This window comes from Moorena sp. SIO3H5 (assembly GCF_010692395.1).
Classification (GTDB): Bacteria; Cyanobacteriota; Cyanobacteriia; order Cyanobacteriales; family Coleofasciculaceae; genus Moorena.
In genome coordinates this window covers 1-12,282 of the sequence record NZ_JAAHHS010000230.1, presented here as the reverse complement: position 1 = coordinate 12,282, position 12,282 = coordinate 1, and the positions used below count along the sequence as shown (strand labels likewise).

At 43.4% G+C, this 12,282-nt stretch carries 12 protein-coding genes and 1 pseudogene; 8 read left to right on the top strand and 5 right to left on the bottom strand.

Annotated elements, in window-relative coordinates:
- Nucleotides 1-320: 320 nt before the first annotated feature.
- Complete coding sequence (locus F6K52_RS22425) at nucleotides 321-2,081, bottom strand: serine/threonine-protein kinase (protein WP_293082870.1); 1,761 nt, start codon at nucleotides 2,079-2,081, stop codon at nucleotides 321-323.
- A gap of 111 nt (nucleotides 2,082-2,192) precedes the next feature.
- A complete protein-coding gene (locus tag F6K52_RS22420) occupies nucleotides 2,193-2,648 on the bottom strand; it encodes a helix-turn-helix domain-containing protein (RefSeq protein ID WP_293082866.1) in 456 nt (151 codons plus the stop codon).
- A 234-nt stretch (nucleotides 2,649-2,882) separates the two neighbouring features.
- Between F6K52_RS22420 and F6K52_RS22415 the strand changes: the two genes are divergently transcribed.
- Entirely contained in the window at nucleotides 2,883-3,857 is a 975-nt protein-coding gene (locus F6K52_RS22415; protein ID WP_293082862.1) for a M48 family metallopeptidase, read from the top strand.
- Nucleotides 3,858-3,977: 120 nt separating this feature from the next.
- Here F6K52_RS22415 and F6K52_RS22410 read toward each other — a convergent pair whose 3' ends face one another.
- A complete protein-coding gene (locus F6K52_RS22410; protein WP_293082858.1) occupies nucleotides 3,978-4,148 on the bottom strand; it encodes a hypothetical protein in 171 nt (56 codons plus the stop codon).
- Between the two features lie 121 nt (nucleotides 4,149-4,269).
- Between F6K52_RS22410 and F6K52_RS22405 the strand changes: the two genes are divergently transcribed.
- Nucleotides 4,270-4,410, top strand: a complete 141-nt coding sequence (locus F6K52_RS22405) for a hypothetical protein (RefSeq protein ID WP_293082855.1) — start codon at nucleotides 4,270-4,272, stop codon at nucleotides 4,408-4,410.
- Here the strand turns inward: F6K52_RS22405 and larC are convergent.
- Nucleotides 4,372-5,844: a nickel pincer cofactor biosynthesis protein LarC gene (gene larC, locus F6K52_RS22400; protein WP_293082852.1), complete on the bottom strand. Its 1,473-nt coding sequence runs from the start codon at nucleotides 5,842-5,844 to the stop codon at nucleotides 4,372-4,374. The two genes, F6K52_RS22405 and larC, sit on opposite strands and share 39 nt — an antisense overlap.
- A 282-nt stretch (nucleotides 5,845-6,126) precedes the next feature.
- Here larC and F6K52_RS22395 point away from each other — a divergent pair, with 282 nt between their 5' ends.
- From F6K52_RS22395 to F6K52_RS22380, 4 genes are all read left to right on the top strand, one after another.
- The gene (locus tag F6K52_RS22395) at nucleotides 6,127-6,768 is read left to right on the top strand and encodes an L-threonylcarbamoyladenylate synthase (protein ID WP_293082849.1); all 642 of its coding nucleotides are present in this window, start codon (nucleotides 6,127-6,129) and stop codon (nucleotides 6,766-6,768) included.
- Between the two features lie 435 nt (nucleotides 6,769-7,203).
- Nucleotides 7,204-8,412, top strand: a complete 1,209-nt coding sequence (locus F6K52_RS22390) for a HetZ-related protein (RefSeq protein ID WP_293082846.1) — start codon at nucleotides 7,204-7,206, stop codon at nucleotides 8,410-8,412.
- Between the two features lie 380 nt (nucleotides 8,413-8,792).
- On the top strand, nucleotides 8,793-9,503 hold the full coding sequence (locus tag F6K52_RS22385) for a PHP domain-containing protein (RefSeq protein ID WP_293082844.1): 711 nt from the start codon (nucleotides 8,793-8,795) through the stop codon (nucleotides 9,501-9,503).
- Nucleotides 9,504-10,087: 584 nt separating this feature from the next.
- On the top strand, nucleotides 10,088-10,864 hold the full coding sequence (locus F6K52_RS22380; RefSeq protein ID WP_293082841.1) for a hypothetical protein: 777 nt from the start codon (nucleotides 10,088-10,090) through the stop codon (nucleotides 10,862-10,864).
- 35 nt (nucleotides 10,865-10,899) lie between these two features.
- On the opposite strand, the gene F6K52_RS22375 is transcribed toward F6K52_RS22380, so the two are convergent.
- Entirely contained in the window at nucleotides 10,900-11,112 is a 213-nt protein-coding gene (locus tag F6K52_RS22375; protein WP_293082838.1) for a hypothetical protein, read from the bottom strand.
- Nucleotides 11,113-11,463: 351 nt separating this feature from the next.
- Between F6K52_RS22375 and F6K52_RS22370 the strand changes: the two genes are divergently transcribed.
- Together F6K52_RS22370 and F6K52_RS22365 are read left to right on the top strand one after the other, a co-directional pair.
- On the top strand, nucleotides 11,464-11,640 hold the full coding sequence (locus F6K52_RS22370; protein WP_293082835.1) for a hypothetical protein: 177 nt from the start codon (nucleotides 11,464-11,466) through the stop codon (nucleotides 11,638-11,640).
- Nucleotides 11,641-11,888: 248 nt separating this feature from the next.
- Nucleotides 11,889-12,282 (top strand): annotated as a pseudogene (locus F6K52_RS22365) (hypothetical protein); the annotation flags it as partial.

Below are 12,282 nucleotides of genomic sequence, written 5' to 3'. Positions count from 1 at the left end.
CACAATTTTTGGGTTCAATCATTATATCCCTTATGGGGATAGACTTTAACTAGTATAGTAGTACAAATGAACGGGAGGACTTCAGTCAAAAATACAACATTATGTGATCGCACCTGCGGAATGTGGGCTGCAGCAGTTACTTCTGGGTGAAACTGTAAAGCTAAACCACATTCACCCCAGCTAAAGGCTTGGTTGTTGTACTTTGAACTAGAGGCTAGATGAGTAGCACCATCAGGAAGGTCAAAAGTATCGTCATGCCAGTGTAGGTCCCGACTCCCGACTCCCGACTCCCGACTCCCGACTCCCGACTCCCGACTCCCTTAACGCCAGCCAAACCAACGCATTACTGGCACTAGCAGGTAATAACTCACCCCTAGCCAAAATCCTTCTAAGATAGCCAACATAGCAAAAAAAGTCATCGGCTGATAGAAATCGACTTTACCGGTTCTAGAAAAAGAAAAGATATTAACCACAAATCCTGCTGGCAATAAATCAGATGACACTAGACCCCCAAATACGCCACCAGTTCCTGCTGCCACCACTAAGGCATGAATCAGATTATGACTCGGTAGCCCTAATCCTAGTACCAAGAGCATTACTGTAACCGCAGTAATCCATACCAGCAACCCCTGGTCAGGTAAATTAGAGACAAATAATAGCGTAGGTACCGTTGCCTGCCACATCAACCATCCCAAGCTATAACCAAAAATACCCATTATCCCTGCCACTAAAAAACGCCGCTGCTGACCAAAGCCTCCTGCAGCGGTCAATCCCCAAGCTGTACCTAAGCCAGCCGCCCCAAACAACAGCATTTCTTGCCACATGGTTATTTGCAGGGAAGGCAAGATCATATACAGTTGGTCAGAGATCCAATTTGTCACTTTCTCCCCAAGACTTGTCCAATTCAATACCATAAACCCAACCGTTGCACAAAAAACTCCCCCAAAAGCTCCGAGGAACATCTCCCAAACACTATCTAGACAAGCTAGTGCGATAGTGATAACTACTGCTAAGAGGGAATCTTTTACGGATGTGATCGAATGAGTCAACCCTGTCACAGATTGTGTTAGTTTAGGGCTAAATAACCCCACAGCAGCCACCTGATTTCCTTGAAACGAATACACTGGTGCTGAGGAAGGTACTGGTGCTGGGATAGGTTGGTAACTAGTGCTAGGAGTCATACCTAGACGCAGATGAATCTCAATAGTAGTTGTTGGTCGTTGTTGGGGTACTACGCTCAGCATTTCATCTAGCAAGTCCGCCAAGTCATGACTTACCACTGCCTGCTCTCGCCATCGAAATTCACCAGTTACTGGGTCTTGTAAATCCTTCAACTCAATACCCGTCAGTAAATGAATCATGGTTCGACTCAGGGCATAGAAATCAGCAGCCGGTCCAATGGCTCCACCAGCTATCTGTTCCGGTGGAGAGTAACCTGGAGTAATCAACCGAGTCGAATCGTCCTTAGAAAACTCAGAACCCACACTTAATTGTTTAGCTCCCCCAAAATCAATCGCCACTAGCTCTCCCGTAGTTTGCCGCAGCATTAAGTTTGACGGTTTGATGTCACGGTGAATCACTCCACAACTGTGCAAGACCTGTAAAATTTCTGCTGCCTGGTAGAGCCAGTCCCGCACTAACATCTCTGGACATCCCTGAGGATGATCCATGAGCATTTGCTCCAAGGTTGAACCGTTGATTTTTTCCATCACCAAACAGTGCAGGTCTGGCTGTGGCTCAAGACCTAGATTGACGACAAAATAGCTATCTTGGTCAACTTTGGGAATGCCTGGATGATCCAAACGTTGCAAAACATCTGCCTCTTGCTGAAATAGCTGCAATACCTTCGGTTTAGTATCTAGCAATACCTTCAGCACCTTTTCTGTATTCGACCGCAAATCCCAAACAGTGTATATGTTGGCAAATCCTCCTGAACCCAAGAGCTGGAGAGGAAAATAGCGATTCTTGAGCCTTAACTTTGCTCCACAACCATTGCAAAAGTTGTTATCCCTTGGCTGAGGGTAGGGCGCTGGGCAATTGGGATTAATGCAATGAATTGATTCAGCAACAAATGAATGCACAATACAGCTCAACAGAGATTGTGATTTGATTCTATCGAACTGAGGAATTTTCTGATTCGTTATGAGTAGTATTTCAATTGAAATTTTGATCAAACGACCAAAACGTTTGTCCTAAGCACCACTGGCGGGAAAACTCCCACCGATAAAGTGAATATCACTGAAGGTTTCGATCCACAGACGAGCTCCACAATCAAGAGGCTTATCCGGCTGATACACAATCCGACACGGACCGAGGATTTCTACCTGGTTGCCATAGTTATTGTGGCCACTTCGTTTTACCGAAATCACTGGCAACCGCTCTTCACGGCTTTTGTGGTTATTGGAGCCAATCCGATTACGATTAACATTAATCTTGGCTAAAGCAGGAGGACGACTTTTTCGCCAAGTTCCTTTCGGTCCCCGGTTCTTCTTGGTAATTTGTGGCAGATAGTTGAACAGGGGAATAATCCAGAACTTACCGCTTTTATAAGCTCCTCTAACTCTACCGGAGTCAAGCAATTGTCTTAATCGTCGAGGAGAAATACCTAACAGAGATGCTGCTTCAGTAGTACCAACACACTTGTTCATAAGTTTATTTTCCTCTCACTTTCTTTACTATTCCGATATCAGTATTATAGTAAATTATCAAAGAATTGGCAAGGACACAAGCCAGATTGAGGTGTTAGGTTTTAGGTGTTAGGTTTTGGGTTTTGGGTTTTGGGTTTTGGGCTTTGGGTTTATTACTTTTAATTCCGAGTACCTAATATCTAATGTCTAATTTCTAATGCCTAAAGAACTGGACCACTAAAGTACTGGACTACTATGGCTACCTATCCCGGAATTTCCAGCGACGCCTTCAAACACCCCCTTGACCAACAAGCGGAGCAAGCGTTACGCAGTGTCCCTGGTTTTGACTTAGTTTCTCGTAAGTTTGTGGAATTTCTCTACGAGCGTCCCCAGTTTGTCTATCTTATGGGGAACAGTATCCAAGTCGGACCGCGCCAGTATGCTAATATTTATCACTTATTTCGAGAATGTGTTCGGGATTTAGATGTACATCCCGAACCAGCCCTATTTGTTAGTCAAAACTCTCAGGTTAATAGCTATGCTTTAGGTCAAGATAATCCTTACATCGTTGTAAACACTGGCTTATTAGATTTACTGAATGAAGCAGAAATTCGTACTATCCTGGCTCACGAATTAGGACATATCAAGTGCGGTCACACCATCTTAATTCAGATGGGTATTTGGGCAATGAATGCTGCCTCTATGTTAAGTGAAATGACCTTTGGCTTAGGGAATATCGTCAGCACTGGCTTACTTTTTGCTTTTTATGAATGGCGTCGCAAAGCTGAATTATCCGCTGACCGTGCTGCTTTACTAGTGATAGATGACCTGAAGACTGTGATGCAAACGATGATGAAAGTGTCTGGTGGCAGTGCTAAGCATCTACAGGAATGCAGTCTTGATGAATTTATCCGTCAATCAGAAAATTATCAAGAACTAGACCAAGATAATCTCAATCAAATCTATAAGTTTTTACTCTATAATGGTGGTATTAATCGTCAATTTTTGAGCCATCCCTTTCCAGTTGAACGCATACACTACCTGCGAAAGTGGGCAATTTCAGAGGAATATCGCCAAATTCGTCAGGGCAATTATCAACGTGTTACCAAAAAGGGAGCAGTTGACGTTGACTCGAATCCACCATCCAACAACTCAGTGAATGAAGCGGAACAGTTGCAGCGTCAAATCCAGGAATTGCAACGGGAAATTAATCGCATCAAGAATAAATAAGAGGGAACAGCGGATCTGGGAATAGTGAATAGTGGAAAGAGGTCGTATTCAGAAAATTTTGTTAGGTGCGCTCTTACCATTAAGAATTTAATTTGCCACGGGTCGCACCTGTTGAATAGGCTAATTTTCCTGTCTTGGAATCAATAGCAGTAGAGTGGGCATCCTGCCCGCCCGAAAATAACCATTAAACTGGCAAGATGCCAGTTCCACCCAAACAGTGGGCATGAAACTGGCAAGATGCCAGTTCCACGCCCGAAAATAACCATTAAACTGGCAAGATGCCAGTTCCACACCCGAAAATAACTATTAAACTGGCAAGATGCGAGTTCCACGCCCAAAAATAACCATTAAACTGGCAAGATGCCAGTTCCACACCCAAAAATAACCATGAAACTATATTGAAACTGGCAAGATGCCAGTTCCACGCCTGATGCCTATTCCACGGGTCGGACCGCTCCCGACTCCCGACTCCCGACTCCCGATTCCCCATTCCCTGCTCCCTGCTCCCTGCTCCCTATTCCCTATATTGAGAATACCAAGCACAGAGTGCTAAGTGATGTACTTCTAACCAAGAGCAGTTATTTTCCTTGGCTAAGTTAGCGCAATCTTGGTATTCTGGATGGACATTCATCATTGTTTTGTGAGGTGAGCGATCGCTCCAAGCCACTTTCACACTAATTTGGCCATACTTAGTCTGTACCTGCTGGATTTCCCGAGGTAAGATCGCTCGTTGCTGAGTCAGACGTCGCACGCCTAAGGTAGTGGTTTCTCGGAATAATACTGCCTGACAGGCCTCTAGATCTTGAGGATGACAGATCACACTAAGCAGGATACCTGGTCGAGATTTCTTCATGCCAATAGCTTGAGTAAACACATCCACAGCACCAGCGTTAAATAACTCTTGGAATACATAGCCAATGGCTTGAGGATTGAGGTCATCAATTTGAGTCTCTAGAACTGAGATAGTTTCTAGGGAAGAGTTAGCAGAAGAAGAGTTAGCAGAAGAAGAGTTAGCAGAAGAAGAGTTAGCAGAAAGGGGTGACTGGTGTAGGGTTTGTGGGGGTAAGTTTGACGGTTTAACCTTGAACTTGCCAACATTAACAGCTTCTGAGGACTCACCAATCCACAATCGCAACATATTGGGAATGGGTAATTGTAGAGAACCAGCACCATTACCGATTTTTTGGATAGTCATTGCTGGTGGTGAACCAAAGCTAGTGGCTAAGGTAACCGCAATAGCTGCTCCTGTTGGTGTTACTAATTCCCGCTCAATCCCATTACTGTAAACTGGCACCTGACGGGATTCCCACAATTTTAGTACTGCTGGTACTGGCACCGGTAGCCGACCATGAGCTGCCCATACTGTCCCGCCACCAGTGGGGAGTGGAGAACAATAGATTTGGTCAATTCCTAGCCAATCCAAGCCTAAGCAAGTACCAACTATATCGATAATGGCATCGGTAGCGCCTACTTCATGGAAGTGAACCTTGTCTGGGGAAATACCATGAACGGCTCCTTCGGCTTCTGCTAGTTTCCGGAAGATAGCAAGAGTCCACTGGCATACTCTTGAGGGTAATTTTGCTGCTGTAATTAATTTCTCTATGTCTGGTAAGTGTCGTGTGGGATGATGATGATGATTCTGCTCAGGTGTACTGATATCTCTTATCCCTGACCTGTGTTCATGGTGGTGTTCATGACTGTGTTCATGGTGGTGTTCATGACTGTGTTCATGACTGTGTTGATGGTGGTGTTCCTGTTGATGGTGATGATGCTGATGGTCTTGATCTGGTAAATCTACATCAACTTTGGTTGCCAACTGACCATTGTGGTGTACTTGGCTAAGTCTTAAATGATACTCTTGCTCAATTCCGAGTGCTGCTAGCTTTTCCACTAAATATTCCCACGGTACACCCGCAGAAACTAGTGCTCCTAGGCACATATCACCAGCAATTCCAGTGGGACAATCTAAGTAAGCTAGCTTTGTCATTCTAGATCCTATTGATTAAGACAAATTAATTAAAACAAATTAATTAAGACAAAAGGATTTGGAGCAATTCATCCCCCACAAACCCTACAGGTCTAGATCAGGGAATTATGGCCAGATCTTGCTAACTATACTGACCTCTGAGTCAGAAAAAGCCAAACTGGCAACACACTTAGGTGGCAGTAGTTTTTAATCCTTTGGCAGAACCGTGTCTATATCTGGCCTTGGTGAATTTTCCCAAGGTTAGGCTTTAGCAATTCAATATTGAGGAATTCAACAATATTTATGGCTACTATTTATACTATCCATCCGGAAACACCTCAAATACGTCGAATAGAGAAAATAAGAGAGTATCTCGAAGATGGTGCAGTGATGCTCTATCCCACTGACACTGTCTATGCAATTGGTTGTGATTTACATGTGAAGTCCGCAGTGCAACGAGTTAGGCGTTTGAAGCAACTATCCAATGATAAACCCCTGACGTTTTTGTGTTCGTCTCTGTCAAATATTGCTAAATATGCTCGGGTAAGTGATCCAGCTTACCGGATTATGAAGCATTTGATTCCCGGACCGTATACGTTCTTGTTACCAGCAACCAAGTTAGTACCTAAGCTGGTGATGAGTCCCAATCGTAAAACTACTGGTATCCGAGTCCCAGATCATAACGTTTGTCAGGCGTTGCTTTCAGCTCTAGGTCATCCAATTATTTCTACCTCGGCTCATCTACCCAATGAGGATGGTGATACTCCAACGGTGGGATTGGAACGGGCTAAACTATTTGATGCTCTCGATGGTCTCGTAGACATCATTGTGGACAATGACTTAGAACCGGGATTTCAAGTCTCAACTATCCTCGACCTGACTGGTTCAGAACCGATGATGGTGCGGCAAGGTTTGGGATGGGAGGAAGCGTACGCTTGGATTTAGGTAGTGCTTTAGCTAGTGATTAACTAGTCAGCTCAGGTTGGGTCATCAGAGCATCAAGCACCACTTGACTACAACAAAACCTTAGTCGTTTACGGAAAAGTCATCACTAGTTCAGTCAGTTTCTGGATTGACCACTGCTCAGGTTTTGGTCATCCTAACTCAGCTTGATGGTCGAAAGTCTTAAACGCTATATCTAGTAAGGATTTCAGCCTTAGGTAATCCTACGGAAACTACAGCAGTGCTAGCGGTGAAAACTAGTCAGCTGAGAGAGTCACACACTCACCCGACCAGGGCGCTTACTCACGAGTCTACATTTAGGGTGGACAAGGACAAAGGACAGCGGACCACTCCAAGGTTTGTAGATCACATTCACACACATTTCCTCTGTTACTTGTTTCATGGCAATTCTGTGAATCTATTTTTGGGGGCAATACCATGCAAGTCAAAACTTTTACTGATCATCAAAATTCCGCCACTAACAATCAGGCTCCGGAAATTACTCTAGATAATCACACCCAAAACTTGACCCAGGTCTTAGTGGAGGAACTCCAGTCGGAAATTGGAACTAAATCTAGGAGTATTCAATCGGTTGCCCACCGAATAACCTTGGAGGTAGAACGGATTTGTTCTAAGAGCGATCGCATCCAGAATTCCGGTGAAATTGATACTTGGAAGTTGAATCTAGCACGTCACCGACTCCACAAGTGTCTGTCATACTACAAACTAGGTTCTCGGCAGGGTCGTGTGGAACTCCATAGTAACCTCAGTACCATGGTTTATCGCCATGTGGCACCGTCCCAATCTCAGTTAAACTTTTCTGCTCGATACAATTTGATTGAGGACTTTTTACAGGACTTTTACGCTGAGTGCCTCAAAGCCTTCCGCCGGGAAAATCCTGTCGATTCTGACTACACTCCCCGTACCCAGCTAGAACTAGCAGAGTACATGGGCTTTAGTGAGCAATATGCTAAGCGACGCATTAACCTACGTGGTCGCGGTAGCCAGCAGTTGATTGTACTCAGAGCACAAAGCTTTTCCCGACGTCAGCCTAATGAAACCCCTGTGGATATTGAACAGGCTGTGGAGTATGGTAGGGATGAAGAAGCCCAAGAGCACAACCGTTCAGCTACTGTACAACAGGTACGCTCAAACCTGATTGAGAAAACCATTGACCCCAGCGATGCTGTTTTACGCGATCGCATTATCTCTGAGTTGATCAAATACCTAGAGTCTAACGGTCATAATGACTGTGCTGATTATCTAGTGCTAAAGCTGCAAGACCTTGCTGCACCAGAGATTGACGAAATCATGGGTCTAACACCCCGTCAGCGGGATTATCTACAACAGCGCTTTAAATACCATGTAGAAAAGTTCTCTCGTTCAGCTCAGTGGAAACTAGTACACCAATGGCTAGGAGCAGACCTGGATCAAAAACTAGGGATGTCATCGAAGCAGTGGGATACCTTTGTGGCTCAACTCGATAGCCAACAGCTAGCGTTACTGCCCCTGAAACAGGCGCAAAAGAGTGATCAAGAAATTTCCAAAGCCCTCAAGTGTACCCAAAAACAAGTGCAAAAGCGCTGGACTAAGGTTTTGGAACTAGCTTGGAAGATTCGTAACTCAGAAATTGGCCATGGCAACTAGACTTACATGTCCTTGGAGCAACTAAGTGAGCAACTAAGTAAGGAGGAGGGTTAGGTAAAGCTTAAGTAATTAAGCCAACACCGACAAAGTATTAAGTTTGCTAAGGTTATGTTAACAACTAAAAACTCGTACCGCGTATTTCTATTTATTTTTATTCTAGGTTTTAGGCTAATGGAGTTCGGGATTAGGTACACCAGGGGCAGTTGAGAGCTTCCGTGCTCAAGTCGAGACGCTTCATACGCTTGTCAGAAGCATAGAGCGATTTAACCTAGAGCGATTTAACCTAGAGCGATTTAACCATTGGCCTAGACCCTTAAAAGTATTTCGCGGCTGCAGATCCAATCTGGTCAATCAACCAATAGTCATTACAGTAAGTATCTATGGTAGTCAATATTGCTCAAGGGTCTGCTTCACCTAAGATAGCAGCAAAAAATCAACAAGCTCTCCGGCAAGTGTGGGAAACGATTGAGCCTGATAGCTGTCCCTATCGCTACAATTTCCATATGCACACGATTTACTCTGATGGTCGGCTTAAACCGGAAGAGTTGATCAAGCAAGCAATTACCATTGGTCTTAAGGGACTTGCCATCACCGATCACCACTCCGTTAGTGGTTATCAAGTTGCTCAAGCTTGTATAGAAAAATGGCAGCAGGAGTCATCTTTCTGTGATTCATTACCCCACTTATGGACTGGTGTCGAAATTACCGCTAACCTCCTGGATGATGACGTTCATATCCTCGGTTATGCCTTTGATCCAGAACATCCTAGTTTAAAGCGCTATTTCACTGGCATCGCACCGACCGGTAATGATGCTGAGGCTGGTGCAGTGATTGATGCTATCCATCAGGCTGGTGGTTTAGCAGTTTTGGCTCATCCAGCCCGTTACCGCAAGTCAGCAGATGAGTTAATTACTGCTATAGCCAACTTAGGGATTGATGGTGTTGAAACTTACTATGCCTACACCAATCCTGAACCCTGGCAACCTAGTCCAAAACAAACTAAGCAGGTGAAACAGTTGAGTGCTACCTACAATCTATTTAATACCTGTGGCACTGATACTCATGGGTTAAGCTTGCTCAAGCGTATTTGAAAGGGAAATCTATTTTGACTTCTTTGGTTGTAGTTTGTTTCACTAAACAACGACTTCAGCCGTAAACTGGTATACATATAGCGATACATTCACAAGTTTCATCTGTGATTTAATTCTCATCTCAGAGGTGGACTAGTTACGGCTGGGTTTTTTCAAGGCTGCGCTATCTTAGGCTATGGGAGAAATGGGATGCTCCTAGGTCGCTGCTGCGCGAACGCAAAAGCAGCAGCCATTTTGCATAAAAAGTTTGCGCTCATCGATTCGATACATACAATATTTAATTGCTCAACCTCTATTAATCGACTGATAGTTCAGATTGATGGGACTTTTGCTATCAATACTGTGAATAACTTTATATTTCTGGGAATTATATAAGTAAGTGGCTCAGGTAGCTAGGGCTTGAGACTATAGCTCCAGCCACGACTGTTTAAGCCATTACATGGTGATTGGCAGTCGGAAAATCAGCTGGATAAGTTCAGCTCAGACTCTGGATTGAGAAAGTGGTGCGGCAAGGCGCGATGTTCTGTCGCCAACGGAACGCGCACCCAGAGATAGGAAGGAAAAAACGGTTTTTGGAGAAGACTATGATTAAGCCAGAAAAAGATTTTTGCTTCTGTACTTTAGCTCTCCGTAGTAAGTATCGCTCTCTTACCAAGGCACTAGCAGGAGATTTAGAAAAGTATGCTCCAGGAAAATTATTAATAGTTGCCACCGATGATGTCAATGATTTTGATAACTGTAAGAATGTTGTAGCGTTTAAACACAAGCAAACAGGAATTCTTCATTGTTATCATGACAAACGCTTTGAGATTGAGAAGGGTTTGTCAAAGTTTCCTGTCGCCATACAAATTGATGCTGACACCAGAATTATAGGTAGCTTACCTGAAACTATTGAAGTACTGCCTGGAATTACGGCAGGACATCAAGGAAATCTTGTCGAGCATGTAGAAAAATATAATCCAGAACGATTAAAGCCCCTTAAACATATAGCCTCTAAGTTAGATATCCCCTTAGACAAAGCAATTTATATAGGAGAATCTTTATTTTTTGTTTCTAAAGATGGTGGCAAAGAAAAAGAATTTATTAAACAATGGGGTATGATCGGGCGCTATTTTGAGTTAAAAGGTATTCATGCTGGCTCAGGTATTACCTTAGGACTGGCGGCTGCTAAGGCAGGATTGACTATTACCAGAAGTTCTAGCTGGGACAAGGTTTATGAAGTCAAGAAACATCTAGATGCTTCTCATGAAAAAACACAGAAAACGTTTTGGAATTCTTTCAAACGCAAACTGGGCTATCACTATAATTTTAATCGAGCCAGAGTAGCAGCATTAAAAGATTTTGAATTTTACTACCGATAATATAGCAGTGCTCAAGTGGGTGAGGTACTTTCGTTTTAGGGAGTAGGGAGTAGAGAGTAGGGAGTAGGGAGTAGGGAGTAGGGAGTAGGGAGTAGGGAACTTCGAATCAGGGAACAGCGATGCAGTGAGGTTTTGGGGGTAACCCTTAAGACCTCACTGGCGTGGTTTCCAGGGGGCTGCGTGCCCAATTTGCTTCCCCACACAGCCTCAAAACCATGAGGGACGGCATCAAGAAGCCATTTGGTCATCGAACACTATAGTTTTTTATTATAATGAGGTACAAAATATTTTTACCATCTTACCTCTTACCTCTTCTGACTTGACTGCTCCCTGCTCCCTGCTCCCTGCTCCCTGCTCCCTGCTCCCTGCTCCCTACTACCTAAAAACATGTACCTCACCTAATTTAAAAAAACTATAATGCAATCAGTGGCTATATTAGGAACCCTAAATCATTTGTCAAATGATTTAGGGTTCCTATATATTTTTTATGGGGATAGCTTTTCCATTGTATAGTAGTACCAATGAAAAGGTTCACTGCAGTTATGGATACGGTCGTTATTCTAGCTTATTTTAATTTTTCAAAAAGTAAATCCAGGTATATGGCTCTTGTTAAAGCACTAGCTTACTTAAGGGAAGAGGTTGATATAATCCTGGTTTGTTATGGCTTAGATACTGACAGTATTCTTTCCTCAGAGAATCTTAAAATAATCAAGATTCCCTGTGCTTCTGTACTTTGGCAAAAAGAAAGGTTCTATAACGTAGCGTTTACCCTGTAATCAACCGGATTCTATATTACAGCTATATATACCCCATATAGGGTGCATCTCATATTTGTAAAAAAGTGGGTGTGTTAGGGACAGGCTCGCCAAGACGCAAGCCATAGCAAGTGTTAGGTTTTTGCCCGTAACGCACCACCGCGTCAAATAGCATGCATTGAGATGCACCCCCCCATATACCCCTTTTTGGTAACTTATAAAACATCACTTAAAAGTAAAGGAGCGATTTCATGTGTGGCATAATAGCATTGTTTGCAAACGATGAGCAAATCTCAGAGTCATCTTTAAAACTAGGTATGGATTGCTTAAAGCATCGAGGTCCAGATGGACAAAAGTTTTGGATTTCTCCTGACCGTCGAGTTGGTTTAGGACATACAAGACTTAGTATTATCGATATTAATCATGGTGAACAACCAATTGCTAACCAAGAGCAAACTCTACATATAATTGTTAATGGAGAATTTTATGACTTTGGACGGATACAAGGTGATTTACGACGATGGGGGTACAAATTAAAAACAAATTCCGATAGTGAGATAGCTCTTCATTTATATAACGAGTTTGGGACACAATGTCTGCATCATCTGAGAGGGGAATTTGCTTTTGTGATTTGGGATGAACGTAATGAATTACTTTCATCAT